This window comes from Streptomyces sp. NPDC050732, assembly GCF_040654255.1.
GTDB lineage: Bacteria > Actinomycetota > Actinomycetes > Streptomycetales > Streptomycetaceae > Streptomyces.
The window spans coordinates 66,238-92,755 of the sequence record NZ_JBFAHP010000001.1; the positions used below are offsets into that span (position 1 = coordinate 66,238).

Annotated in this window: 20 protein-coding genes and 1 tRNA gene; 17 read left to right on the top strand and 4 right to left on the bottom strand. The window is 72.7% G+C overall.

All coding sequences use genetic code 11. The features are described from left to right. Positions 1 to 19 precede the first annotated feature (19 nt). The 8 genes from AB0H82_RS00235 (at position 20) to AB0H82_RS00270 (ending at position 9,895) form a co-directional block, all read left to right on the top strand. Positions 20 to 1,360 carry a nitrate/nitrite transporter gene (locus AB0H82_RS00235; RefSeq protein WP_362987112.1) on the top strand — a complete coding sequence of 447 codons (1,341 nt, stop codon included), beginning with the start codon at positions 20 to 22 and terminating at the stop codon, positions 1,358 to 1,360. 160 nt (positions 1,361 to 1,520) lie between these two features. Continuing rightward, a complete protein-coding gene (locus AB0H82_RS00240; protein WP_362987114.1) occupies positions 1,521 to 2,744 on the top strand; it encodes a uroporphyrinogen-III synthase in 1,224 nt (407 codons plus the stop codon). Between the two features lie 167 nt (positions 2,745 to 2,911). Then, positions 2,912 to 3,508 (top strand): CGNR zinc finger domain-containing protein, encoded by a 597-nt coding sequence (locus AB0H82_RS00245; protein ID WP_362987116.1) that lies wholly within the window; start codon positions 2,912 to 2,914, stop codon positions 3,506 to 3,508. Between the two features lie 109 nt (positions 3,509 to 3,617). Then, entirely contained in the window at positions 3,618 to 4,193 is a 576-nt protein-coding gene (locus tag AB0H82_RS00250) for a sigma-70 family RNA polymerase sigma factor (protein WP_362987118.1), read from the top strand. Continuing rightward, positions 4,190 to 4,987: a zf-HC2 domain-containing protein gene (locus tag AB0H82_RS00255; protein ID WP_362987120.1), complete on the top strand. Its 798-nt coding sequence runs from the start codon at positions 4,190 to 4,192 to the stop codon at positions 4,985 to 4,987. The genes AB0H82_RS00250 and AB0H82_RS00255 overlap by 4 nt, the downstream gene beginning before the upstream one ends. A gap of 115 nt (positions 4,988 to 5,102) precedes the next feature. Further along, positions 5,103 to 7,481, top strand: a complete 2,379-nt coding sequence (locus tag AB0H82_RS00260) for a UvrD-helicase domain-containing protein (protein WP_362987122.1) — start codon at positions 5,103 to 5,105, stop codon at positions 7,479 to 7,481. A 398-nt stretch (positions 7,482 to 7,879) separates the two neighbouring features. Continuing rightward, positions 7,880 to 9,310 (top strand): NAD-dependent malic enzyme, encoded by a 1,431-nt coding sequence (locus AB0H82_RS00265; protein ID WP_362987124.1) that lies wholly within the window; start codon positions 7,880 to 7,882, stop codon positions 9,308 to 9,310. A 303-nt stretch (positions 9,311 to 9,613) separates the two neighbouring features. Continuing rightward, positions 9,614 to 9,895, top strand: a complete 282-nt coding sequence (locus tag AB0H82_RS00270) for an HU family DNA-binding protein (protein WP_016645140.1) — start codon at positions 9,614 to 9,616, stop codon at positions 9,893 to 9,895. 69 nt (positions 9,896 to 9,964) lie between these two features. Here the strand turns inward: AB0H82_RS00270 and murA are convergent, their stop codons facing one another. Beyond that, a complete protein-coding gene (gene murA / locus AB0H82_RS00275; protein WP_362987127.1) occupies positions 9,965 to 11,308 on the bottom strand; it encodes a UDP-N-acetylglucosamine 1-carboxyvinyltransferase in 1,344 nt (447 codons plus the stop codon). Between the two features lie 253 nt (positions 11,309 to 11,561). On the opposite strand from murA, the gene AB0H82_RS00280 reads away from it, so the two are divergent. Next, the gene (locus AB0H82_RS00280) at positions 11,562 to 12,161 is read left to right on the top strand and encodes a YqgE/AlgH family protein (RefSeq protein WP_362987129.1); all 600 of its coding nucleotides are present in this window, start codon (positions 11,562 to 11,564) and stop codon (positions 12,159 to 12,161) included. Here AB0H82_RS00280 and AB0H82_RS00285 read toward each other — a convergent pair. Next, the gene (locus AB0H82_RS00285; protein ID WP_362987131.1) at positions 12,134 to 13,105 is read right to left on the bottom strand and encodes a LysR family transcriptional regulator; all 972 of its coding nucleotides are present in this window, start codon (positions 13,103 to 13,105) and stop codon (positions 12,134 to 12,136) included. The genes AB0H82_RS00280 and AB0H82_RS00285 overlap by 28 nt on opposite strands. A gap of 99 nt (positions 13,106 to 13,204) precedes the next feature. Between AB0H82_RS00285 and AB0H82_RS00290 the strand changes: the two genes are divergently transcribed. The 7 genes from AB0H82_RS00290 (at position 13,205) to AB0H82_RS00320 (ending at position 22,921) form a co-directional block, all read left to right on the top strand. Further along, positions 13,205 to 14,398 carry an MFS transporter gene (locus AB0H82_RS00290; RefSeq protein ID WP_362987133.1) on the top strand — a complete coding sequence of 398 codons (1,194 nt, stop codon included), beginning with the start codon at positions 13,205 to 13,207 and terminating at the stop codon, positions 14,396 to 14,398. Positions 14,399 to 14,561: 163 nt separating this feature from the next. Beyond that, positions 14,562 to 14,858 (top strand): DUF3039 domain-containing protein, encoded by a 297-nt coding sequence (locus tag AB0H82_RS00295; RefSeq protein WP_033263869.1) that lies wholly within the window; start codon positions 14,562 to 14,564, stop codon positions 14,856 to 14,858. Positions 14,859 to 14,953: 95 nt separating this feature from the next. After that, positions 14,954 to 16,579, top strand: a complete 1,626-nt coding sequence (locus tag AB0H82_RS00300; protein ID WP_362987135.1) for a beta-N-acetylhexosaminidase — start codon at positions 14,954 to 14,956, stop codon at positions 16,577 to 16,579. Positions 16,580 to 16,864: 285 nt separating this feature from the next. Continuing rightward, the gene (locus AB0H82_RS00305; RefSeq protein WP_362987137.1) at positions 16,865 to 17,770 is read left to right on the top strand and encodes an FAD binding domain-containing protein; all 906 of its coding nucleotides are present in this window, start codon (positions 16,865 to 16,867) and stop codon (positions 17,768 to 17,770) included. After that, a complete protein-coding gene (locus tag AB0H82_RS00310) occupies positions 17,767 to 20,082 on the top strand; it encodes a 2Fe-2S iron-sulfur cluster-binding protein (protein ID WP_362987139.1) in 2,316 nt (771 codons plus the stop codon). The genes AB0H82_RS00305 and AB0H82_RS00310 overlap by 4 nt, the downstream gene beginning before the upstream one ends. Then, positions 20,079 to 22,382: a molybdopterin cofactor-binding domain-containing protein gene (locus AB0H82_RS00315; protein ID WP_362987141.1), complete on the top strand. Its 2,304-nt coding sequence runs from the start codon at positions 20,079 to 20,081 to the stop codon at positions 22,380 to 22,382. Before AB0H82_RS00310 ends, AB0H82_RS00315 begins: the two co-directional genes overlap by 4 nt. A 38-nt stretch (positions 22,383 to 22,420) precedes the next feature. Beyond that, positions 22,421 to 22,921 (top strand): AAA family ATPase, encoded by a 501-nt coding sequence (locus AB0H82_RS00320; RefSeq protein WP_362987691.1) that lies wholly within the window; start codon positions 22,421 to 22,423, stop codon positions 22,919 to 22,921. A gap of 40 nt (positions 22,922 to 22,961) precedes the next feature. On the opposite strand, the gene AB0H82_RS00325 is transcribed toward AB0H82_RS00320, so the two are convergent. Further along, positions 22,962 to 23,033: transfer RNA gene (locus tag AB0H82_RS00325), tRNA-Cys, on the bottom strand. Between the two features lie 104 nt (positions 23,034 to 23,137). Continuing rightward, positions 23,138 to 24,556: an FAD/NAD(P)-binding protein gene (locus AB0H82_RS00330; RefSeq protein WP_362987143.1), complete on the bottom strand. Its 1,419-nt coding sequence runs from the start codon at positions 24,554 to 24,556 to the stop codon at positions 23,138 to 23,140. Positions 24,557 to 24,734: 178 nt separating this feature from the next. On the opposite strand from AB0H82_RS00330, the gene AB0H82_RS00335 reads away from it, so the two are divergent. Continuing rightward, a complete protein-coding gene (locus tag AB0H82_RS00335; protein ID WP_362987145.1) occupies positions 24,735 to 25,829 on the top strand; it encodes a helix-turn-helix transcriptional regulator in 1,095 nt (364 codons plus the stop codon). The last annotated feature ends 689 nt before the right edge of the window (positions 25,830 to 26,518 follow it).

Genomic DNA, 26,518 nt, shown 5'->3' on the forward strand with positions numbered 1-26,518 from the left:
CTACTCCTGGAGGCGTGTGATGTGGATCGAGCGGTGGGACCCGGAGGACGAGACGTTCTGGAAGGAGGAGGGCGGGGAGAAGGTCGCCCGGCGGAATCTGGCGTTCTCCGTGCTGTCCGAGCACATCGGGTTCTCTGTATGGAGCCTGTGGTCGGTGATGGTGCTGTTCATGGGGCCCGAGTACGGGATCGACGCGGCCGGAAAGTTCTTCCTCGTGTCGATGGCGACCCTCGTGGGGGCCGTGGTGCGCGTGCCGTACACCTTCGCCGTCGCACGCTTCGGCGGGCGTAACTGGACCGTCATCGCGGCCTCCCTGCTGCTCCTGCCGACCGTCGCCGCGTTCGTCGTCATGGAGCCGGGGACGTCCTACTCCACCTTCATGCTGTGTGCCCTGCTCACCGGGGTCGGCGGCGGCAACTTCGCCTCCAGCATGACCAACATCAACTCGTTCTTCCCGCTGCGGAAGAAGGGGTGGGCCCTCGGGCTCAACGCGGGGGGCGGCAACATCGGCGTGCCCGTGGTGCAGCTCGTGGGGCTCGCCGTCATCGGGGCGGGCGGTGGGCCGCGCGTGGTGCTCGGGATCTATATTCCGCTTGTCGTCGTCTCCGCCGTCTGTGCCTTTCTGTACATGGACAGCATTTCTTCCGTCCGTAATGACACCGGTGCCGTGAAGGCCGCCACGCGGGACGCGCACACGTGGATCATGTCGTTCCTGTACGTGGGGACGTTCGGGTCGTTCATCGGGTACGGCTTCGCCTTCGGGCTCGTCCTGCAGACGCAGTTCGGGCGTACGCCGCTCGAAGCCGCCCAGCTCACCTTCGTCGGGCCGCTGCTCGGCTCGCTCATCCGGCCCTTCGGCGGGCGGCTCGCCGACCGGTTCGGCGGGGCGCGCATCACCCTGTGGAACTTCCTCGGCATGGGCGCCGCCACCGGTGTGGTCGTCGTCGCGTCCGTGCGGGAGTCGCTGCCCCTGTTCGTCGGCGCGTTCGTCGCGCTGTTCGTGCTCACCGGGCTCGGGAACGGGTCGACGTACAAGATGATTCCCGGGATCTTCCAGACGAAGGCGGAGGCCGAGGGGCTCGTGGGGGAGGCCGCCGCGGCCCAGGGACGGCGGCTCTCCGGGGCGGCCATGGGGCTCATCGGGGCCGTCGGCGGGCTCGGCGGACTCGGCATCAACCTCGCGCTGCGGCAGTCCTTCCAGACCGTGGGTTCCGGCACGGGCGCGTACATCGCCTTCCTCGCCTTCTACGGTGTGTGTGCGGCCGTCACCTGGGCCGTATACCTTCGCCGACCGGTCGCCCGTACGGCCCCGGCGGCCGACACCGAGGAGAAGTCGCAGCTCAGCTACGCCGAGGTGTGACGTAACACGGCGGACATCGGCGTGAACCGGGCCCGTCACGCGCCGTTGACAGGCTCGGTCGTCCGCCGCCCACGAGCCACGAACCAAGAACCGAGAACCAAGAACCCCGAGTGAAACGAGCGGGACGAGAGTCACGAGCGGGACGAGACGAGACGAGCCTATGCACGACAGCCCCAGGCCCAGCGACAGCGACAGCCCCAGGCCCAGCGACAGCCCGAGCCCCGGCCCCAGGAGCACCCCGGCCACCGACGGACCGACCGCCCACGGTCCCCTCGCCGGCTTCACCGTCGGCGTGACCGCCGCCCGGCGCGCCGACGAGCTCGGCGCGCTCCTCAAGCGGCGCGGCGCCACCGTGCTGCACGCGCCCGCGCTGCGCATCGTGCCGCTCGCCGACGACAGTGAACTCCTCGCCGCGACGAAGGAGTTGATCGACCACGCGCCCGACGTCGTGGTCGCCACCACCGCCATCGGGTTCCGCGGCTGGATCGAGGCCGCGGACGGCTGGGGGTACGGGGAGGCGCTGGTCCGCTGTCTGCGCGGGGTCGAACTGCTCGCCCGCGGGCCGAAGGTCAAGGGGGCGGTGCGCGCCGCGGGGCTCACCGAGGAGTGGTCGCCGTCGTCCGAGTCCATGGCGGAGGTCCTCGACCGGCTCCTCGGCGAGGGCGTCGACGGACGGCGCGTCGCCCTCCAGCTGCACGGGGAGCCGCTGCCCGGTTTCGTCGAGGCGCTGCGGGCCGGGGGAGCGGAGGTGGTCATGGTGCCCGTCTACCGGTGGCTGCCGCCCGAGGACCTCAGCCCCGTGGACCGGCTCCTCGACGCGGCCGTCGGCCGGGGCGTCGACGCGCTGACGTTCACCAGCGCGCCCGCCGCGGCCTCGCTGCTCGCCCGCGCCGAGGAGCGGGGCATGACGGCCGAGCTCCTCGCCGCCCTCCACCACGACGTGCTGTCCGCCTGCGTGGGGCCCGTCACCGCGCTGCCGCTGCAGTCCCTCGGCGTCGACACGGTGCAGCCCGAACGGTTCCGGCTCGGGCCGCTCGTCCAGCTCCTGTGCCAGGAACTCCCCTCCCGTGCGCGGGTGTTGCGCATCGCGGGGCACCGCGTCGAGATCCGCGGCCACGCCGTGCTCGTCGACGACGAGCTGCGCGCCGTACCGCCCGCGGGCATGGCCCTGCTGACCGCCCTCGCGCGCAGGCCCGGCTGGGTCGTGGCCCGCGCCGAGCTGCTGCGCGTGCTCCCGGGCGCGGGCAGCGACGAGCACGCGGTGGAGTCCGCGATGGCCCGCCTGCGCACGGCCCTCGGCACGCCGAAGCTGATCCAGACGGTGGTCAAGCGGGGGTACCGGCTGGCGATCGATCCGGCGGCGGGGTCGAAGTACGTGGGGTGAGCCGGGCGCGGCCCCCGCCGCGTCGGCGGAGGGCTTCCCGGGGCGCCCGGGAGAGGGTTCTCCGGGCAACCTGGTACGCCGGGTTCCGGAGCCGCGCGGGGGAGTGCACTGTAGGGGTACGCAACGGCATTCACTCACCGGTGACCCCCCAAGGCGGTGACAGGCGCATGGCGTTGGGCACGGCCCCGGCTCCGTACGAGCTGCGATTCGACTCCGGGCGGAGCTGCCTGGACCTCGTGGCGACGAACCACCCCGTGGAGCGGCTCGACTCCGTGGCGCGGCTGCGCGCCTGGCTCGCGGGCACCGGTCTCGTACCGGCGGGCGCGCCACTGCCCTGCGCCGGCCCGCAATGGCTCACCGCCTTCCATGAACTGCGCCACCACATAGGGCAGTTGGTGCTCGGCGAGATCGACGGGCGCCCCGCCGCCACCGCCGCGTCCCTCGACCGCGTCAACGCCCTGGCCGCCGCCGCACCCCCGGCCCCGTGCGCGGTCCGCGCCGCCGACGGCACCCTCGTCCGTGTCCTGCGCGGCGACCCCGGCTGCCCGGCGCTCGTCGCCGCCGTCGCCCGGGACACCGTCGAGCTGCTCACCGACCCCGCGGCCCGCGCCCTCCTGCGCCAGTGCGAGGGCGACAACTGCCTGATCGTGTACCTCGACACGTCCCGCGGCCGCCGTCGCCGCTGGTGCTCAAGCGAGGTGTGCGGCAACCGCGAGCGGGTGGCCAGGCACCGCCGGAGGGTGGCCGCGGTCGGGCGCGAGTGAAGGTCACTCGAACCTCCGCCCGCCCCCGTTGAACACGCGCCACCCCGCATACGTACCTCCGTCGTGAGAACCGCCCGACCCGTCGAAAGGGCGGACACCGGAGGTACGCGTGCGCAAGGATTCCGCCGTGGCCGATGAGCGCCCGCAGCCGCACCGCCATCGCCTCGGACGGCCCCCGGGCCCGGACGAGGATTTGATGCGCGCCCTCTACCGCGAGCACGCGGGAGCACTTCTCGCCTATGTGCTCCGGCTGGTGGCGGGCGACCGGCAGCGTGCCGAGGACGTCGTGCAGGAAACGCTCATCCGTGCCTGGAAGAACGCCGGTCAGCTCAACAGAGCGACCGGTTCGGTACGCCCCTGGCTGGTGACGGTCGCTCGGCGCATCGTCATCGACGGCCACCGCAGCCGGCAGGCCCGGCCGCAGGAGGTCGATCCGTCGCCGCTGGAGGTCATTCCCGCGGAGGACGAGATCGACAGGGCACTGTGGCTGATGACGCTCTCGGACGCGCTGGAGGATCTGACTCCCGCACACCGGGAGGTACTTGTCGAGACCTACTTCAAAGGGCGTACGGTCAACGAGGCGGCCGAGACGCTGGGCATACCCAGCGGGACGGTCCGTTCACGGGTCTTCTACGCGCTTCGCTCGATGAAGCTGGCGCTTGAGGAGCGGGGGGTGACGGCATGACCGATTTCCACGGCCACCACGGCGCGCGGCAGGACGACGAGCTCCACGAGACCGTCGGCGCCTACGCCCTCGGGATCCTGGACGACGCGGACGCCACGCGGTTCGAGGAGCACCTCGTCGGGTGCGACTTCTGCCGTCGGCAGCTGGACGAGCTCTCCGGCATGGAGCCGATGCTGGCCGCGCTCGCGGACTTTCCCGGCCCGCGCGGCGTGCCCGCGATCGGCGAGCAGCTCGCCGCCCGGCCGAGCCCCCGGCTCGCCGAGCGCCTCGTCGCGGAGGTGTCCGTCAAGCGGGAGCGCGGGCGCAGGCGCGGCCTGTACCTGGTCGCGGCGGCGGTCGCGCTGATCGTCGGAGGGCCGCTCGTCGTCCTCGCGGTGGCCGGTGACGACGGCGGGTCGAAGGGTGTGGTGGCCGATCCGCATCCGTCGAGCCCCGCCGAGGACGCCTTCTTCCACCACATGGACGAGAAGGCGCGCGCCACCGACCCGGCGACCAAGGTCAGTGCCACGGTCGGCACGGAGGAGAAGGCCTGGGGCACGCACACCGTCCTGGAGCTGAAGAACGTCAAGGGCCCGCTCAAGTGCTCCCTGGTCGCGGTCGGCAAGGACGGCGAGAAGGAGACCGTCAGCAGCTGGTCGGTGCCCGAGTGGGGGTACGGCATCAAGGACAGCCCGAACAAATGGGCGCGCAGCCCGCTGTACGTGCACGGCGGCGCGGCCATGGACCGGAACGAGATCGATCACTTCGAGGTGACCACGTTCGACGGGGAGCGGCTGGTCAAGGTCGACGTGTAGCGCACGCCGGGCGTGAGACGAGTGCGGCGCGAGACGAGTGCACAGGGCGGGTCCCTTTCGCATAGGGTGGACGGCTGCTCAATACGGGCAGCAGCACGGTGTGAAAGGGGCCTCGGTGGCCGACGTACGCGACCGCGAGATCAGCGTCGAACAAGAACATCTCGACCAGGTCTACCGACGCCTTGAGGAGAAGATCCACGAGGCCGAGTTCCTGATGAACGACGCTGCCCAGCGCTCCCAGGTCGGTACGCCGGGGGCGCTCGCCGAGCGTGACGCGCAGGTCTTCCGCGCCGGTGTGCACCTCAACCGGCTCAACAACGAGTTCGAGGACTTCCTCTTCGGCCGTATCGACCTGCTCCGGGGCAAGGACGGCAAGAAGGGGCCCGACGGCGCGTACACGGCGGTCGAACCGGCCGAGGGAGCGGTGCGCGAGGACGCGGACGGCAAGCACGCCGACATCGCGGAGACCCTGCACATCGGCCGCATCGGTGTCCTCGACGCCGACTACTCCCCGCTGGTCATCGACTGGCGCGCGCCCGCCGCCGCCCCCTTCTACCGCTCGACGCCGGTCGACCCGGGCCGGGTGGTGCGCCGCCGCGTCATCCGCTCCAAGGGCCGCAAGGTCCTCGGCGTCGAGGACGACCTGATGCGCCCCGAGCTCACCGCCCGCCTCGACGGCGAGGAGCTGCCCGTGGTCGGCGACGGCGCCCTGATGGCCGCGCTCGGCCAGGCCCGCAGCCACTCGATGCGGGACATCGTGGCGTCCATCCAGGCCGAGCAGGACATGGTGATCCGGGCGCCCGCCGCGTCGGTGACGTACGTGGAGGGCGGCCCCGGCACCGGCAAGACCGCGGTGGCCCTGCACCGGGCCGCGTACCTCCTCTACCAGGACCGCCGCCGGTACGCGGGCGGCATCCTCATCGTCTCCCCGACCCCGCTCCTGGTCGCCTACACGGAAGGCGTGCTGCCGTCCCTCGGCGAGGAGGGGCAGGTCGCGATCCGCGCGGTCGGCTCCCTGGTGGACGGCGTGGAGGCGACGGAGTACGACAGCCCGGCGGTGGCCCGCGTCAAGGGCTCCTCGCGCATGCTGAAGGTGCTGCGGAAGGCGGCGAGGGGAGCGCTGGAGACGCCCTCCGCCCCGGCCGCCTCCTCCGCCCCCTCCGCCCCGCAGAACGGGCAGCTGTCCTTCGGCGACAACGGGCAGCTGTCCTTCGGCGACGAGGGCCCGGAACCGCAGGCCACCGGCGCCCCCACCCGCCTCCGCGTCGTCGCCTTCGGCCGCCGTCTCGAACTGGACGCCGGCCAGCTGGACCGCATCCGCCGCAACGCACTCGGCGGCACCGCCCCCGTCAACCTGCTGCGCCCGCGCGCCCGCAAGCTCCTCCTGGACGCCCTGTGGTCCCAGTCCGGCGCGGCGGGCCGCCACACGGACCCGGAGCTCGCCGCCGAGCTGCGCTCCTCCTTCGACGACGACATCACGTCCGAGGACGACTTCATCCGCTTCCTGGACGCCTGGTGGCCGGAGCTCACCCCGCGCGGCGTGCTCGCCGCGATGAGCGACGAGAGGCGCCTGGGCCGCTGGGCGCGACGGATCCTCAACCCCGGCGAGGTCCGCAAGGTCGCCCGCTCGCTGCGGCGCGACGCCCTGTCCGTGCACGACGTGGCGATGCTCGACGAGCTCCAGGCGATCCTCGGCACCCCGCACCGCCCCAAGAAGAAGCGTGAGCTCGACCCCCTCGACCTGCTCACCGGCCTCGAAGAGCTGATGCCGCAGCGCGAGGAGTCCCAGCGCGAGCGCGCCGAGCGGCTCGCGGCGGAGCGCACCGAGTACGCGCACGTCATCGTCGACGAGGCCCAGGACCTGACGCCCATGCAGTGGCGCATGGTCGGCCGCCGCGGCCGGCACGCCACGTGGACCGTCGTCGGCGACCCGGCCCAGTCCTCCTGGTCCGACCCCGACGAGGCGGGCGAGGCGCGCGACGAGGCGCTCGGCACCCGCCCGCGCCGCCGTTTCACGCTCACCGTCAACTACCGCAACCCCGCCGAGATCGCCGACCTGGCCGCGCGGGTCCTGGCCCTCGCGATGCCGGGGGCGGAGTCCCCGTCGGCGGTCCGCTCCACCGGTGTGGAGCCCCGCTTCGCCGTCGTACGGGGCAAGGACCTCGCCTCGTCCGTGCGCGAGGAGGCGGCGCGGCTCCTGGAGCGGGTCGAAGGCACGGTCGGTGTCGTGGTGGCGATGAACCGGCGCGAGCAGGCGGCGCGCTGGCTGGCGGGGCTCGGCGACCGGGTGGTGGCGCTGGGCAGCCTGGAGGCCAAGGGTCTGGAGTACGACGCGACGCTGGTCGTCTCGCCCGCGGAGATCGCGGACGAGTCCCCGGCGGGCCTGCGCGTCCTGTACGTGGCGCTGACGCGCGCGACGCAGCAGCTCACGGTCCTGTCGGGGGAGCGCGACGAGCCGGACGAGGCCAGCGTCCCGGACCTGCTCAGAGACTGACCCTGCTCGGAGTCGGAGATTGACCCGAGCGGCTTCTCGGGACGGGAATTGCCTTACGGGATTCGTTTGTTACCTTGGATGTGGCACCGGCTCGATCCAAGCCCCCGGGCCCAACCATCGTCGCTACGAGCGACCACTTGCCGCGAGGCGAGCATGGCGGGTCGGTGTCATGAACGTAGGGGAGAGGCCCACGTCACCCAGTGACGTGGGCCTCTTTCTGTTCCGGTCCCTCTTTCCGTTCCGGTCACCTTCTCGTATGGTGGAAACAAGTTTCCGAAACTGCAGCGCACTGGCCGGTGAACAAAACGTTCGCAATCCGGGGCGGCTACCACGTACTCGGCGGTAGGTGCGACCATCGGACGGCAAGAGCTACAAGGTGAAAGCAGAGGAAGTCCGCCATGGCAACGGCGCCCAGCGTCTCCTACTCGATGACGGTCCGACTGGAGGTGCCCGCCAGCGGTACAGCGGTCTCCCAGCTGACCACGGCCGTGGAGTCCTCCGGGGGTTCGGTCACCGGCCTCGACGTCACGGCGTCCGGCCACGAGATGCTGCGGATCGACGTGACGATCGCGGCGTCCTCCACCACGCACGCCGACGAGATCGTCGAGCAGCTGCGCACCATCGAGGGCGTCACCCTCGGCAAGGTCTCCGACCGTACGTTCCTGATGCACCTCGGCGGCAAGATCGAGATGGCGTCCAAGCACCCCATCCGCAACCGTGACGACCTCTCCATGATCTACACCCCGGGCGTCGCCCGCGTGTGCATGGCGATCGCCGAGAACCCCGAGGACGCCCGCCGCCTCACGATCAAGCGCAACTCCGTTGCGGTCGTAACGGACGGTTCGGCCGTCCTGGGCCTCGGCAACATCGGCCCGAAGGCCGCGCTGCCCGTCATGGAGGGCAAGGCGGCCCTCTTCAAGCGCTTCGCCGGCATCGACGCCTGGCCGCTCTGCCTGGACACCCAGGACACCGACGCCATCGTCGAGATCGTCAAGGCCATCGCCCCCGGCTTCGCGGGCATCAACCTGGAGGACATCTCCGCGCCGCGCTGCTTCGAGATCGAGGCCCGGCTGCGCGAGGCCCTCGACATCCCGGTCTTCCACGACGACCAGCACGGCACCGCCATCGTCGTCCTCGCCGCCCTCACCAACGCCCTGCGCGTGGTGGGCAAGGGCATCGGCGACGTGCGCGTGGTGATGTCGGGCGCCGGCGCGGCCGGCACGGCCATCCTGAAGCTGCTGCTCGCCGCCGGTGTGAAGAACGCCGTCGTGGCCGACATCCACGGCGTCGTGCACGCCGACCGCGAGGACCTGGTCTCCCACGACGTCGACTCGCCGCTGCGCTGGATCGCCGACAACACCAACCCCGAGGGTCTCACGGGCACGCTCAAGGAGGCCGTCGTCGGCGCCGACGTTTTCATCGGCGTCTCCGCTCCGAACGTGCTGAACGGCGACGACGTCGCGGCCATGGCCGACGGCGCCATCGTGTTCGCGCTCGCGAACCCGGACCCCGAGGTCGACCCGGCGATCGCCCGGCAGACGGCGGAAGTCGTGGCCACGGGACGCTCGGACTTCCCGAACCAGATCAACAACGTCCTGGTCTTCCCCGGCGTCTTCCGCGGCCTGCTCGACGCCCAGTCGCGCACCGTCAACACGGAGATGATGCTGGCCGCCGCGGGTGCCCTCGCGGACGTCGTCGCCGAGGACGAGCTGAACCGCAACTACATCATCCCCAGCGTCTTCAACGACAAGGTCGCGGGCGCCGTGGCCGGTGCCGTGCGCACCGCCGCGAAGGCCGCGGGGGCCGCTGTGACAGGCGCCACGGCCTAGCCGCACGGCGCGTCGCGGAACCCGGGCCCCACGGGCCCCCTCTAGGGTGGCTTGGCAGCCAGCCCTCCCCTGGCCCCCGTATTTCAGGGGGCGGCGGACGCTTTTCGTGTGACCCCCAAGGGCGCCGGATTGGCTTTCCCGCCGCAGGTGGGGGCAGGATGCGTAATCGGGCGCGAGGGTCTGGACGTCAGACCCGGGTCCGGGGACTGTCCGAGGACCCTGGCAGCATCGTCTTCGCTGTGCCCATCATGCGGCCCTGCCGCGTGGCACGCCTCAACGGCAAAAGAACACGGGAGTACAAACATGAACCGCAGTGAGCTGGTGGCCGCGCTGGCCGACCGCGCAGAGGTGACCCGCAAGGACGCCGACGCCGTGCTGGCCGCGTTCGCCGAGACCGTCGGCGAGATCGTTGCCAAGGGCGACGAGAAGGTCACCATCCCCGGCTTCCTGACCTTCGAGCGCACCCACCGTGCCGCTCGCACCGCCCGCAACCCGCAGACCGGTGAGCCGATCAACATCCCGGCCGGTTACAGCGTCAAGGTTTCGGCTGGTTCCAAGCTGAAGGAAGCGGCCAAGGGCAAGTAGCCTCAAGCAGCTGAAAGGGGCGGTCACCCAGTGGGTGACCGCCCCTTTCGTGTGCCGTGCGGGAGACCGCTAGCCGAGCGGAGCCCTGTTCGGGAGTTCGACCTTCGCGCCGAGTTCCTGGAGCTTCTCCATGAAGTTCTCGTAGCCGCGGTTGATCAGGTCGATGCCGTGGACGCGGGACGTGCCCTGCGCCGCGAGGGCCGCGATCAAGTACGAGAAGCCGCCGCGCAGGTCGGGGATGACCAGATCGGCGCCCTGCAGCTTCGTGGGGCCGCTGACGACCGCCGAGTGCAGGAAGTTCCGCTGGCCGAAGCGGCAGTCGGAGCCGCCGAGGCACTCGCGGTAGAGCTGGATGTGCGCGCCCATCTGGTTGAGCGCCGAGGTGAAGCCCAGCCGGGACTCGTAGACCGTCTCGTGGACGATGGAGAGGCCCGCGGCCTGCGTCAGGGCCACCACGAGCGGCTGCTGCCAGTCGGTCTGGAAACCGGGGTGGACGTCCGTCTCCAGGGCGATCGCGTCGAGCGAGCCGCCCGGGTGCCAGAAGCGGATGCCCTCGTCGTCGATCTCGAAGGCACCGCCCACCTTCCGGTAGGTGTTCAGGAACGTCATCATCGAGCGCTGCTGGGCGCCGCGGACGTAGATGTTGCCTTCGGTCGCCAGGGCCGCGGAAGCCCAGGAGGCGGCCTCCAGGCGGTCCGAGAGGGCGTGGTGGTTGTAGCCGCCGAGGCTGTCGACACCGGTGACCCGTATGGTCCTGTCGGTGTCCATGGCGATGATCGCGCCCATTTTCTGCAGGACGCAGATCAGGTCCTCGATCTCCGGCTCCACCGCAGCGTTCGAGAGCTCGGTGACGCCCTCCGCGAGCACGGCGGTGAGCAGGACCTGCTCGGTGGCGCCCACGGACGGGTAGGGCAGGCGGATCTTGGTGCCGCGCAGGCGCTGCGGGGCCTCCAGGTACTGGCCGCCCTCCCGCTTCTCGATGGTGGCGCCGAACTGGCGGAGCACCTCGAAGTGGAAGTCGATCGGCCGGCCGCCGATGTCGCAGCCGCCGAGGCCGGGGATGAAAGCGTGCCCGAGGCGGTGCAGGAGCGGGCCGCAGAACAGGATCGGAATGCGCGACGAGCCCGCGTGGGCGTCGATGTCGGCGACATTCGCGCTCTCCACGTGTGACGGGTCCATGATGAGCTCGCCCGGCTCCTCGCCGGGCCGGACCGTCACGCCGTGCAGCTGCAGCAGGCCGCGCACGACGCGCACGTCGCGGATGTCGGGGACATTGCGCAGCCGGCTCGGGGCGCTGCCGAGCAGCGCGGCGACCATGGCCTTGGGCACAAGGTTCTTCGCGCCGCGGACACGGATCTCGCCCTCCAGCGGGGTTCCGCCGTGGACAAGCAGTACATCGTCGGTGACGGTCATGAATCTCGCGTTCCGATTGGATGGACGGGGGGACCAAAGGGCAAGCGTAATGGCCGCGTACCCCCCTTCCGTAAGGGCAAGGGCGTGCAAAGCACGTCATGAGTTCGCGACAACACGAACCGTACGGAACCGGACACTCCGGGTCACCGTCTCTCGCTGGCGTTCCATCGGCCGCTCCGGGCCCTGAGCTGCGTTCACTCCGGTATGCGCATTGGCTCCCCGCGCCGGGCGAATATGCGGGATCATGTGGACCATGACCGAGGTGTCCTCGCTCACAGGGCGGCTGCTCGTGGCCACACCGGCCCTGGCGGACCCGAACTTCGACCGCGCGGTGGTGCTGCTCCTCGACCACGACGAGGAGGGCTCGCTCGGCGTGGTCCTGAACCGTCCGACGCCGGTGGACGTCGCCGACATCCTGGAGGGCTGGGGAGAGCTCGCCGGCACGCCGGGCGTCGTCTTCCAGGGCGGCCCCGTCTCGCTGGACTCGGCGCTCGGCGTCGCGGTGATCCCCGGCGACGAGGAGATGTCGGAGGGCACCAGGTCGCGGGCGGGCAGACGGGACCCGGTCGGCTTCCGGCGCGTGCACGGCGCGATCGGCCTCGTCGATCTGGAGGCCCCGCCGGAGCTCCTCGCCTCGGCTCTCGGGTCGCTGCGGATCTTCGCCGGTTACTCGGGCTGGGGCCCGGGTCAGCTGGAGACCGAGCTGGCGGACGGCGCCTGGTACGTGGTCGAGTCCGAGCCCGGCGACGTGTCGTCGCCCGATCCGGAGCGGCTGTGGCGTGCGGTGCTGCGGCGCCAGCGCAGCGAGCTCGCGATGGTGGCGACCTATCCGGACGACGCGTCGCTGAACTGACCGGTACGCCGACCGGCCTGCCGGCCGGCGCGTTCCGCGGCTTCTCCGGCGCACTGTCCGGCGCTGCGCAGGTACCGCTCGGCCAGCGGGTGCGCGTCCCTCGCCGGGATCGCCAGGTGTACGGCGACGGGCGGGGCGTTCTTCAGGCGTACGTAGCGCAGGGACGGGTGGGAGTGCCTGCGGGCCACCGGCTCCGGCGCCACCCCCACTCCGTGGCCCGCCGCGACCGCTTCCAGCCACTCGTCGAAGTTGTCGGCGGTGCAGGCGAGGCGCGGGCGGCGGGCGGCCGGCCACAGATCGGGCCGTGTCGTGCCGGTGACGGTGTTCACGACCAGCGGCACGTCCGCGAGCTCCGCCCAGTCGACGACGCGGCGGCCCGCGAGCTCCGCGGCGCCGCGCGCGACGACGGCGACGCGCGGCTCGTGCAGCAGCACACGGGTGCGGACCGGCGCGCCGGACGGGACGTCGCCCCGTACGACCGCGACGTCGCACGCGCCCGACGTGAGCCCGGCGAGCGGTTCGTCGCGGCGCACCAGCCGCACGCCCGCGCCGGTCGCCGCCTTGAAGGCGTGGGCGAGCTCCGCGCAGGCCTCGGGCAGCAGCGAGGTGAAGCCGAGCCGCAGGACCGGGGGCTCGCTGCCCGCGCCCCGCAGCGCGGTGTCGATCCGGGACAGCAGCGGCGCGAGCTCGTCGCGCAGCCGGCACCCGGCATCGGTGAGCTCGACGCGCCGCGTCGTCCGCTCCAGGAGGCGCGTGCCGAGGGCGTCCTCCAGGGCCCGCACGGTCCGCGTCAGCGCGGGCTGGCCGACGCGCAGGACGGCGGCGGCGTGCGTGAAGCTCAGCTCGTCGGCCACGGCGAGGAATCCGCGCAGGTGGCGCAGCTCGACCCCGCCCGGTCCTCTGTCCAGCACCTCGTGCAGTCCCTCGTCCGGTCCTTGGTTCATGCCGCCCGAGCATAAATGGGCGCCGCGGGCATTTCTCTCCGCATACGGAGGCTGCCTACGTTTCCCACTCGCCGTCAGGGAGCAGGGGAGCTGAAAGCCGTGCGCAAGGTGTGGTTGCTGATGTTGGGGTCCTTCACGCTGGGGCTCGACGCCTATGTGATGGCGGGGCTGTTGCCGGTGGTCGCCGACGACCTCGGGACGACCGTCTCGCTCGCCGGGCAGATGGTCACCGTCTTCACCCTCGCGTACGCGGTGAGCGCGCCGCTCGTCGCCGGGCTGCTGTCCGGAGTGCGGCCGCGCGTGCTGATCGTCGCCGCGCTGGCCGTCTTCACGCTCGGCAACGGGCTCACGGCGCTCGCCCCCGGCCTCGCCGTGCTGCTCGCCGCCCGCGCGGTGGCGGGGGTGGGCGCCGGGGTCTACTCCGCGCTGTCCACGGCGGCCGCCGCCTCGCTGGCGGGGCCGGAGCGGCGCGGGCGGGCGCTCGCGCTGGTGATGGGCGGGATGAGTTCGGGCACGGTGCTCGGTGTGCCGCTGGGGGTGCTGCTCGCCGACCACACGTCGTGGCGGGCCACGATGTGGCTGGTGACGGGCCTCGGCGCGGTCGCTCTCCTGGGCCTCGCGGTGGGGCTGCCCGAGGTGCCCGCCGAGCCGCCGGTGCCGGTGCGGGCGCGGCTCGGGGCGCTCACCGACCGGAAGGTGCTGCCGATCGTGGGCGTCTCCTTCCTGGGCGCGGTGGCGAGCCTCGGCCTCTACACGTATCTCGCGCCGGTGCTCGACTCGGCGGGCGGCGTGGGGGAGGGCGCGGTGGCGCCTTACCTGTGGGCGTGGGGGATCGGCGGTGTGCTGGGCAGTCTGGTCGCGGGGCCGCTGGTGGACCGTACGGGCCGGGTGGTCCTCCTGGTGACGGGCATCGTCTCGACCCTGACCGTCGCGATCGCCGTCCTGCCGCTGCTGGGGGCCGCCGCGTATCCGGCGCTCGTCGTGTGGGGTGCGGCGGGGTGGGCCTTCCAGGTCCCTCAGCAGCACCGGCTGCTCGCGTTGCGCGCCGAGCGCGGGACGGTTGCCCTGGCCCTCAACAACTCCGCCCTCTACCTGGGCAGCGCGGTCGGCTCCGGCGTCGCCGGGATCGCCCTCGCGGCGGGGCTCGCGCCGCGTGCGCTGCCGTGGGCGGCGGCCGCGGTGGCCCTGGCGGGCCTTGTCCTCCATCTGTCCGCTGCGCGGGGCGCGCGGGATGGGGATTCCGTCCGCCTGCGGGCCGGTGGGGGCTGGTCGCGCAGTTCCCCGCGCCCCTGAGCAAGACCCCTGCACCCGGGTCGAACGTGAGGCCGCACCACGGGATACCCCAGGGGCGCGGGGAACTGCGCGACCAGCCACAGCGGGCCCGCACGATACGAACGGTCAACCGGTAGGCACGGCCGATGCCGGGACGGCGCGCGCGTGAGTACCCTTGGCCCTTATGAGCACTCTTGAGCCCGAGCCCGAGCGCGGGGCAGGTACGGGGACCCTCGTAGAGCCGACGCCGCAGGTGTCGCACGGTGACGGCGACCACGAGCGCTATGCGCACTACGTCCAGAAGGACAAGATCATGGCGAGCGCGCTCGACGGCACGCCCGTCGTCGCGCTCTGCGGCAAGGTGTGGGTCCCCGGCCGCGATCCGAAGAAGTACCCCGTCTGTCCCATGTGCAAGGAGATCTACGAGTCCATGGGCGCCGGCGGCGACAAGGACAAGGGCGGCAAGGACGGCAAGAAGTAGCTTTCGTCCCTTGTGAGACCTCTTCGCCCCAGGGGCGTTGCGCCTGCCGCAACGCCCCTTTTGCGTCGCGCAATCGCGTGACAGCCTTGGGCGCCATGACCTTTGGGCAACTCCTCCCGGCGCCCGCACGCGCCGAGGCCACGCAGAGCTCTTCCTTCGTCATCGACGCCTCCACCACCGTCTGGGCCGGCCCCGGCACCGGGTCCACCGAGCGGTGGCTGCGTGCCACGCTCGGCCCCGCGCTCGGCCTGCCGCTCCGCGACGGACCCGAGGGCGCGGTCAACTCCCTCTCCCTGTACGTCGACGACTCCCTGGAGCCGGAGGCGTACAAACTCACCGTCGACAGCGACCGCGTCGAGATCCGCGGCGGCGCGGGCGCCGGCGTCTTCTGGGGCGCCCAGACGCTGCGCCAGCTCCTCGGCCCCGACGCCTTCCGCCGCGCGCGGCTGCGGTCCGGTGCCGAGTACGCCGTCCCGGCCGGTGTCGTCGAGGACGCCCCGCGCTTCGGCTGGCGCGGCATGATGCTCGACGTGTCACGGCACTTCATGCCGAAGGACGGGGTCCTGCGCTACCTCGATCTGCTCGCCGCCCACAAGCTCAACGTCTTCCACTTCCACCTCACCGACGACCAGGGGTGGCGCGTGGAGATCAAGCGCCACCCCAGGCTGACCGAGGTCGGCTCCTGGCGTTCCCGCACGAGGTGGGGCCACCGCGCCTCGCCGCTCTGGCAGGAGTACCCGCACGGCGGTTACTACACGCAGGACGACATCCGCGAGATCGTCGCGTACGCGGACTCCCTGCACATCACCGTCGTCCCCGAGGTCGACATCCCGGGCCACTCGCAGGCCGCGATCACCGCCTACCCGTACCTCGGCAACAGCGATGTCGTCGACACCGAGGCGATGACCGTCTGGGACTCCTGGGGCGTCAGCCCGAACGTCCTCGCCCCGACGGAGGATGTACTCCGCTTCTACGAAGGCGTCTTCGAGGAGATCCTCGACCTCTTCCCCTCCACCTTCGTCCACGTCGGCGGCGACGAGTGCCCCAAGGACCAGTGGAAGGCCTCGCCCGCCGCGCAGGCCCGCATCAAGGAGCTGGGGGTCGGTGACGAGGACGGGCTGCAGAGCTGGTTCATCCGGCACTTCGACCGCTGGCTCACCGCGCGCGGGCGCCGGCTCATCGGCTGGGACGAGATCCTGGAGGGCGGCCTCGCCGAGGGTGCCACCGTCTCCTCGTGGCGCGGCTACCAAGGCGGCATCGACGCGGCCAAGGCGGGCCACGACGTCGTCATGTGCCCCGAGCAGCAGGTGTACTTGAACTTCCGCGAGGACGGCGGCCCCGACGAGCCCATGCCCATCGCCTACGTCCGCACCCTGGAGGACGTCTACCGCTTCGAGCCCGTCCCCGCCGAGCTCACCGAGGAGGAGGCGGCCCACGTCCTCGGCACCCAGGCCAACGTCTGGACCGAGGTGATGGAGAACCAGGCGCGCGTCGACTACCAGGTGTTCCCGCGCCTCGCGGCCTTCAGCGAGGTGGCGTGGCGGCGGCTGCCCGCCCCGGCCGAACGTGACTTCGCCGACTTCGAACAGCGAATGACCGCCCACTACGCCCGACTTGACGCCCTCGGCGTCGACTACCGCCCGCCGAGCGGCCCGCTGCCGCGACACCAGCGCCCCGGCGTGCTCGGACGCCCGATCGAGGGGTCGCCCCCGAACGTGTGAGGAAGCTCCGGGGTGCGTGCTCCCGGCGGTCCGTGCCGGGAGCATGGGCCGCCGGAAGCCGTGCGAAAACGGCATATCCCCCTGGTCTGGGGACGAATGCCTCCTAGCGGACCCCCGCGTCGGGGCCCGGGGAAGATGTGCCAGAGTTGCCACGTCCGGGTTGTGAGCACGTACCGTACGGCGGAACAGGCGTAACGGTGACACGTCGCGAAACGGCGAGCACTTCACATACGCGATGGATGTACGTGGAGCACGCGGCCGGACATCGGGAAGGGGCAGCCGGTTTTGAGCACGCACGCACCGCAGGCGGCACAGACACCGCAATCGGTGAAGCTGCCCGCCACGCTGGACGAGGCCGTGGCGGCGCTCGCCGCCATGCCCGCCGCCGTGCCCGTCGCCGGCGGCACGGACCTCATGACATCGGTCAACTCAGGACAATTGCGGCCCGCCGCGCTCGTCGGCCTCGGCCGCATCAACGAGATCCGCGGCTGGCAGTACCAGGACGGTCACGCCCTGCTCGGCGCCGGTCTCACGCACGCGCGCATGGGACGCCCCGACTTCGCCGCGCTGATCCCCGCCCTGGCCGCCGCCGCGCGCGCCGCGGGACCGCCCCAGATCCGCAATGCCGGCACCCTCGGCGGCAACATCGCGTCGGCCGCGCCGACCGGCGACGCGCTGCCCGTCCTCGCCGCACTCGAAGCCGTGCTGATCATCGCCGGCCCCGGCGGCGCCCGCCGCGAGATCCCCGTCTCGCACCTCCTCGCCGGCATGGAGATGCTCCGCCCCGGCGAGCTCATCGGCTTCGTGCGCGTACCGCTCCTGCACGCCCCCCAGGTCTTCCTCAAGGCGACCGGACGCACCGGCCCCGGCCGGGCCACGGCATCCGTCGCGCTGGTCCTCGACCCCGCGCGGCGCGGTGTGCGGTGCGCGGTCGGCGCCATCGCGCCGATGCCGCTGCGGCCGCTGGAGGCCGAGGAGTGGGTGGCCTCACTGATCGACTGGGACGGCGAGCGCGGCAGCCTCGTCCCGGAGGCGGTCACCGCCTTCGGCGAGTACGTCGCGTCCGCCTGCATCCCGGACCACCCCCCGGCGGCCGACGGCACCGAACAGCCGCTGGCGCCCGCCGTACTGCATCTGCGGCGCACCGTCGCCGCGCTGGCCCGACGAGCACTGGGGAGGGCGCTGTCGTGAGCGACGACCAGAACACCCACAACGGCGGCGGCTGGCAGCCGCACCCGCAGGGCGAGTACGACTCCGACGCCACGGCGTTCGTGCAGCTCCCCGAGGGCATGCTGGACGCCCCGCTCGCCGCCCCGGGACACGGTTACGTACCGCCGCAGATAACGGTCACCCCCACCACCGCCGACGCCACCGACCCGGCCGCCACCGGCGCCTGGGTCATGCCTCCCGAGGTCACGGGCGCGGCCGGCGGCGGCCGCGCGGTGCGCTGGCCCGACGCGGACACGGTGCAGGAGCAGCAGCCGGAGGCGCACCCGTACGACCCGCGGGCGACCGGCCAGTGGAGCTTCGGCGAGGCGGAGGCCGCGGGGCTGCAGCAGCCTTTCGGGCAGGGGTACGAGCAGGGGACGTACGAGCAGGAGACGTACGAGCAGGGGTACGAGCAGGGCTACGGACACCACCAGTACGGGCAGGCGCCCGCGGCCCCCGCCCCCGCTCCCGCTCCTTCCGATGTCACCGGGCAGTGGTCCATCCCCGTCGCCGACGGGGAGCTGCCGGACGAGTCCGGTGAGTACACGGCGTCTTCGCTGACGGCCCAGTGGGGCGGCACACCCCCCGCCACCCTGCCCGGCGGCGCGCCCGCGCCGTGGGCGACGGGGGCGGGAGCCGGTGCGCCCTGGGGCACGCAGCCGCAGGAGACCACCGCGCACGCCCCTGCCGAGCAGGTCCCCGCCGAACAGGCTCCTGTCGAGCACCGTCAGGAGACACCGCAGGAGAGCCGGTTCGAGCAGACGACGCTGCTGAGGGCGATCAGCGTGCCGCCCGCCGGACGGTCCGGCGCGGAGGCGGCGAAGGCCGCGGAGGCCGCTCTCGCGGCGGAGGCGGCCCACGCCGTGGAGGCGGCGGAGGCCGTCGAGGCCGCGCGGGAAGCCGTCGAGGCCGCGGAGATCGCCGACATCCTTGAGTCGTCGGAGCCGGCGGACGAGTTCGAAGCCGCCGCCGAGCACGTCGGCGTGCTCGGCACGGCCCCCGAGGCTGCCCCGGGCTTCGCCCCCGAGACCGCCCCGGGCTTCGCCCCCGAGGCCGCCCTGGGGTTCGCCTCCGAAGTCGCCCCGGAGTTCAGCCCCGAGGCCGTCTCGGAATCCCACCTCGAAGCGGTGCAGGAGACCGGGCCCGAGGCCGCCTCGGGATCCGGCCTCGAAGCCGTGCGGGAGGCTGGGCCCGAGGCCGCCCCGGGAACCCACCTCGAAGCGGTGCCGGAGGTTGGGCCCGAGGCCGCCCCGGAAACCCACCTCGAAGCCGTGCCGGAGACCACCCCCGAGGCTGTCGCCGAACCCGTCACGGACGTCGCCCCCGAGTCGGCCCCCGGGCCCACCCCCGAAGCCGCGCCCCGAGAGCACGCCGAAGCCGCCGCGGAGCCCGCGGCCGGACCGGAGCCGACGGTCGCGGCCGACGACGTGACCGGCGAGGCGGACGTGACCGCCGAGGCGGTCGAGCCCAGCGGCAGCGACCCGGCCGAAGCTGCGGCACAGGAGCCGCAGGAGCCGCAGGAGCCACGGGACGCGCAGGAGCCGCACGAGCCACAAGAGGTGGCGGAGGCGGAGGCGGAGGCGTCCGACGGCTCCGACGACCCCGTCATCGCGCCCAACCCCCTCCACGACGACCACCCCCTCGTCTCCTACGTCCTCAGCGTGAACGGCACCGACCGGCCCGTCACCGACGCCTGGATCGGCGAGTCGCTGCTCTACGTCCTGCGTGAGCGGCTCGGCCTCGCCGGAGCCAAGGACGGCTGCTCGCAGGGCGAGTGCGGGGCCTGCAACGTCCAGGTGGACGGACGCCTCGTCGCCTCCTGCCTGGTCCCCGCCGCGACCACCGCGGGCAGCGAGGTCCGTACCGTCGAGGGCCTGGCCGCCGACGGACAGCCCTCCGACGTGCAGCGCGCGCTCGCCGCGTGCGGAGCCGTGCAGTGCGGCTTCTGCGTGCCGGGCATGGCCATGACCGTGCACGACCTCCTTGAGGGCAACCCCGCCCCCAGCGACCTGGAGACCCGCCGCGCGCTCTGCGGCAACCTCTGCCGCTGCTCCGGCTACCGAGGCGTGCTCGACGCCGTGCGCGAGGTCGTGGCCGAGCGCGAGGCGACGTCCGCGGCCGCCGCCGAGTCCTCGGCACAGGACGACCACGAGCAGCGCCAGAACCACAACCAGCACGAGCACCCGGACACCGCCCGCATCCCGCACCAGGCGGGCCCGGGTGCCGGCGGTGTCCACCAGAGTGCCTACGAAGAACCGCAGGGCCCCTACGGCCAGGACGGAGGCCACGCGTGACCACCGAAGCCGGCACCGCGACCGCGCCCACCGCCGCCCCCGACGGGCCCGGGCAGCCGCCGCACGGCATCGGCGCGTCGCTGCCGTCCGCGGAGTCCCGCGTGAAGACGGAGGGCACCTTCCCCTACGCCGCCGACCTGTGGGCCGAGGGCCTGCTGTGGGCGGCGGTCCTGCGTTCCCCGCACGCGCACGCCCGCATCGTCTCCATCGACACCAGCCACGCCCTTGAGATGCCGGGCGTGCACGCCGTCGTCACCCACGAGGACGTCCCGGGCGAGCCGCTGCACGGCCGCAGGACCGCGGACCGCCCGGTCTTCGCCTCCGATGTCGTACGCCACCACGGCGAGCCCATCGCCGCCGTGGCCGCCGACCACCCGGACACCGCGCGGATGGCGGCCGCCGCCGTCATCGTCGAGTACGAGGTGCTCGAACCGGTCACCGACCCCGAGAAGGCCTTCGAGGCCGAACCGCTGCACCCCGACGGCAACCTCATCCGTCACATCCCGCTGCGGCACGGCGACCCGGAGGCGGCGGGCGAGCTCGTCGTCGAGGGCCTGTACCGCATCGGCCGCCAGGACCCGGCGCCGATCGGCGCGGAGGCGGGCCTCGCGGTGCCGCGCCCCGACGGGGGAGTGGAGCTGTACGTCGCGTCCACCGACCCGCACGCCGACCGCGACCGGGCCGCCGCCTGCTACGGCCTCGCCCCGGAACGCGTGAAGGTGGTCGTCACCGGCGTGCCGGGCGCGACCGCCGACCGTGAGGACGCCGGCTTCCAACTCCCGCTCGGGCTCTTGGCGTTGCGGACGGGCTGCCCGGTCAAGCTCACCGCGACCCGTGAGGAGTCCTTCCTCAGCCACGCCCACCGCCACCCGACGCTCCTGCGCTACCGCCACCACGCGGACGCCGAGGGCCGGCTGGTCAAGGTGGAGGCACAGATCCTGCTCGACGCGGGCGCGTACGCGGACACGTCGTCGGAGGCGCTGGCCGCCGCGGTCTCCTTCGCCTGCGGTCCGTACGTGGTGCCGAACGCCTTCATCGAGGGCTGGGCGGTCCGTACGAACAACCCGCCCTCCGGGCATGTGCGCGGCGAGGGCGCGCTCCAGGTGTGCGCCGCGTACGAGGCGCAGATGGACAAGATCGCCAAGAAGCTGGGCGTCGACCCGGCCGAGCTGCGGATGCGCAACGCCATGGCGACCGGCGACATCCTGCCCACCGGCCAGACCGTGACGTGCCCCGCCCCGGTGGCCGAACTCCTCGCCGCCGTACGGGACTTCCCGCTCCCCGAGCTGCCCAAGGACACCCCCGAGGACGAGTGGCTGCTGCCCGGCGGCCCCGAGGGCGCGGGCGAACCCGCCGCCGTGCGCCGGGGCGTCGGCTACGGCCTCGGCATGGTCCAGCTCCTCGGCGCCGAGGGCACGGACGAGGTCTCCACGGCCACCGTGAAGGTCCACGACGGCATGGCGACGGTGATCTGCGCGGCCGTCGAGACCGGCCAGGGCTTCACCACCCTGGCCCGCCAGATCGTCCAGGAGACGCTCGGCATCGAGGACGTGCGGGTCGCCCCCGTCGACACCGACCAGCCGCCCGCCGGGCCGAGCTGCCGCGGCCGCCACACGTGGGTGTCGGGCGGCGCGGTGGAACGGGCGGCGAAGATGGTCCGCACGCAGCTCCTGCAGCCCCTGGCGCACAAGTTCGGCATGTCCACCGAGCTGCTCCAGATCACCGACGGCAAGATCACCTCGTACGACGGCGTGCTGTCCACGACCGTCACCGAGGCCCTGGAGGGCAAGGAGCTCTGGGCCACCGCCCAGTGCCGCCCGCACCCGACCGAGCCGCTGGACGAGGCCGGGCAGGGCGATGCCTTCGTGGGCATGGCGTTCTGCGCGATCCGCGCGGTGGTGGACGTGGACATCGAGATCGGTTCGGTCCGCGTCGTGGAGCTGGCCGTCGCCCAGGACGTGGGCCGCATCCTCAACCCCGCCCAGCTGAAGGCCCGTATCGAGGCGGGTGTCACCCAGGGCGTGGGCGCGGCGCTCACCGAGAACCTCCGCACGCCGCGCGGCATCGTCCGCCACCCGGACCTCACGGGCTACGCACTCCCGACCGCCCTCGACACCCCCGACATCCGCATCGTGAAGCTGGTGGAGGAGCGGGACGTCGTGGCCCCCTTCGGCGCGAAGGCGGCCAGCGCGGTCCCCGTCGTGACGTCCCCCGCGGCCATCGCCTCCGCGGTCCGCGCGGCGACGGGCCGCCCGGTCAACCGCCTCCCGATCCGCCCCCAGGCGGCGGTCGCGACGTGACCGTGCCCGAGGGCGCCGTCGTCGTCCTCACGGGCATCATGGCGTCCGGCAAGTCCACGGTCGCGCAGGCGCTGGCCGAGCGGCTGCCGAAGGCCGTGCACGTACGTGGGGACGCCTTTCGCCGGATGATCGTCTCGGGTGGGGTGGCGTACGAGGGGGAGGCCGGGGGTGAGGGGGAGGCTCAACTCCACCTTCGTTACCGCCTGTCGGCGTCGACGGCCGACACGTACGCCGCTGCGGGCTTCGTCGCCGTTGTCCAAGACGTCACCCTGGGCGCGGAGTTGAAGGCGTACGTGGAACTCGTGCGCACCCGCCCCTTGTATGTCGTCGTCCTCGCTCCGCGCCCCGACGCGGTCGCCGCCCGCGAGGCCGCCCGTGGCAAGACGGGCTACGGCACGTCGTGGACGGTCGAGGACCTGGACGCGGTCCTGCGTGGGCAGACGGCGCGGCTCGGACTCTGGCTGGACAGCACGGAGTTGACGGCCGGGGAGACCGTGGACGGGATTCTGGAGCGGCTGGACGAGGCCCGGGTGAGCTGAACTGTCAGCTCCACCCGGGCCTGTCTCGGGCTCCGTTCGGAGGCCGTGGCGGGAATCGAACCCGCGTTACTGGATTTGCAGTCCAGCCCCTCAGCCACTCGGGCACACGGCCGTGTCCTTCACCTGATCTCGTCGACCCGGCTCCTTGAACTTAGCCGGGGTGCCCTGGGCCCTCAAGGGATCACGGGGTGGTGCAACGGGACTGCCATGCGGCGTTCATGAAGGGCGGGCGCAGAGGGCGTGTGCCGTGCGGGACGACTGGGCCGCGATGCCGGGGATGCCCGACGTGATGAACGGGCCACCACCGGCCAGGTCGCCGACCACATGCACGCGCGGGTCGGCGGGGACCAGTCCGCCGGCGGGGTGGGGCGTGGCCAGGCCGGTGGCGACCAGGGAGTCGACCAGGTGCCGGGCGGTGGCGGGGATCGCTTGTGGGGGCGGGTTCACGGCGTTGATGATGTACCGTCCGTCGACCCGCTCGATCCGTTGGACGCCGGAAGCGACGGTGAGCTGACCGGAGTCCAGCAGCCGCATCAGGACGGATGCGTTCACCGGCACCATGGGCGAGGCCAGGGCGGTGACCGTGCGGAGGTGGCGCCGCAGGCGCGCGCGGTCGGGCTCGGGCAGCAGCCGCCACGCGCACGGGCCGACGGTGTGCGCCGCCTCCTGGAGCATGCGACGGCCGATCCGGGGGTCGTCGACGGCGGCGAGCTGTTGCCGGAGCCGCCGGGCCGGGTCGGCGGTCACGGTCCCCAGGAGCTCGGCCGCGAGTGCGTCGAAGTCCTCGCCGCTGTCAGCCAGTTCCCGGCGCAGCAGCTCTACGAGGTCGTCGAGGGTGACGGTTCCGTTTGCGGCGTGCAGGGCTGCCACGCGTTCGGCGGTCAGGTGGAGCGGGCGGCGGTCGACGGGGCGCTGCCAGACGTACGGCAGCACGCCGGTTCGGGAGAGCAGCGTGATCGGGCCCCGGTGGCCGCGCGCCGCGAGGGACACGACGACGTCCACGGCGGTCAGGCCGCTGCCGATGACGGCCACCTCGCTTCCGGCCGGGATGCGGTCGAGCGTGCCGGCCAGCGGGTAGGGGTCGGCGACGAAGCCCGGGGTGCCCGCCAGGCCGTACAGGTCCGGGGGGCTGCCCGCGCCGACGCACAGCGCCACCCGCGTCGCGACGTGGGCTTGGCCGTCGTCGGTACGCAGGACCAGGTGGGCGCCGGTGCGGTCGGCTCCCGTCACGAGGGCCGCCCCGATCACGCGGGCAGGCACCACGTGGACGGACCACCCCCGTTCGGCCAGCGCGGCCACCGCCTTCTCGGCGGTGTGAGTCAGGTACTCGCCGTAGAGGGCGCGGGGGACGAGGGGCCGGTCGAGGAGTTCGTCCATGTGGTCGGTGGCCCGTTCGCCGAGCCAGGACGCGTAGTGGTCCATGTCGTGGTGGCGGACGGACATGATGGCGGGCGGCGCGTTCACCAGCACCGAGTCCAGGTCCGGCCCGTACGGGCGGCCCCGCCACAGGTTCGTCGACGGCTCAAAGACGGTGATGGTGCCGGGGCCGTCGGGGCTGACGGGGTCGGGGGCGGTGGCCAGGGCGTCCAGCAGACCGACGGCCGCTGCGCCTCCTCCGACGATGGCGATGTCCATGTTCAACCTCCGAGGTGTCCGGATGGGATCGCCGTCGACTCTCGTCGGACGCGCCGGAGAACCCCATCCCCCGCCTGTGGGTGATCGGGCGGGGCCGACCCCCTCATCTGAGGGGTTGGTGCCGCGCACGGGACCCTGCAAGCTGAGCGGGGCAGGCAGGGGGAGGAGAGGGGTGCGCATGAACGATCCACGCCGGGGGGTGCTCGCGGGGGCCGAACGCGCCGCGAGTGCCGTCGAGTTGTTCGAGCGGACGTCGGCCCGCCTGCGCCGCCTCGTGCCGTTCGACTCGGCCGTGTGGCGGGCCACGGACCCGGAGACGGGGCTGATCACGGCGCCGATGCTGGTGGAGGACCTCGGCTGGGGCGAGGGCTGTGCCGCGTACTGGGAGAACGAGCTTCTGGAGGAGACCGTCCTGCCGTATCGCGAGCTGGCCCGGGCGGCCGTACCCGCGGCCGGACTGCGCGACGCCACCGGCGACCTGCCCGCCCGCAGCAGCCGCTACCGGCGCCTGCTGCGCGGGTGGGGTGTGCACGACGAACTCCGGGCCGTGCTGCGGATCGGCGACCGGCCGTGGGGCCTGATCAGCCTGTTCCGTCATGAGGAGCCGTTCCGCCCTGACGAGATCGCGCTGGTCGCCGACCAGTCCCGCCCGCTGGCGACGCTGCTACGAGGGTTCGCCCGGCCGCCCGCTCCCGTACGCCGGGCCGACGCGCCCGCGCCCGCGCCCGGCCTGATCCTCTTCGACTTCGACGGGACCGGCGAGGCGATATCGATCAACGAGGAGGCGCGGCAGCACCTCGCGTCGCTCCCTGCGGGCCCCTCCTTCCCCTCCTCTCTGGGTGTGCGGCTGCCGATCTGGGTGATCGGCACGGCCCTCCAGGCGCGGGCGGTCGCCGAGGGACGCGACCACGGCGACGCGCGCGTGCGTATCCGCACCACGGAGGGGCGCTGGCTGGTCTGCCACGCGTCGTGCCTCACGGGGCCCGGCGGGCGGCCCGGACCGGTGGCTCTCGTCATCGAGCCGCCGGCCCCCGCCGATCTGGCGGTCCTGATCGCGGAGTCGTACGGGCTGACGCCGCGTGAGCTGGAGATCACGCAGCTTGTCGCGCGCGGGATGACGACCGCGGAGGTTGCCTCGACGCTGTTCATCACGCCGCACACGGTGCGCGACCACATCAAAATCCTCTTCGCCAAGGTGGGCGTCTCCAGCAGGGGGGAGCTGGTGTCCCGCCTCTTTACGGAGCACTACTGGCCGGAGGGGCATCCGGCGTGACTTCGGTGGGCCGGCGCCTTTGACGGTGACCGGGGCCGCCCGGTTTTTTGCGGAGTGTGGCGCCTCCGGGCCGGCAGTAAAGGGCGCTCCTGCGTCGCGTCGGCTCCGCCGATTCCGCTCCGCTCCACCCTTGACTGCCGTCCCTGCACCGCACGTTGACTATGACCCGGACGGCCAGGGGTGGGGCCGACGGGATCGCATAGCTGGGTCATCTCTTTCGCTGCCGGGTGCGGACCGGTCCAACGTGTGTCGCTGTCACGGTCGAGGCTCGGCCGCCCGCGCGGCCTCGCTGGCCGGGTCATCGGCTCTCGTCGCCGGGTGCGGTCCGGTCCATCGTGGGCGCACGCCACGGTCACAGCTCTGTCAGGACCGGCTCATCGTGGGCCGACGTCACGTTCACAGCTCGGCCACCCACGCGGCCCGGCTGACCGGGCCATCCCCCTTCATCGCCGGGTGCGGACCGGACCATCGTGGACAGACCTCACCATCGAAGTGCCGGGCAGACCGAGGGCACCCGCCACCGGGCACCTACTTCCAACAAGTTGCGAATGGACAGGCCGTGCGCCCCCTCTTCACGACCAATGCGCCGCCCGACCGGGAGGGTGAGGCCGCCGCCCGGGCACCTACTTTCGCGAAGTGGTGAATGAGGTAGCCGCGCGCCCCCTCTTCGCAGCCAATGCGCCGCCTGG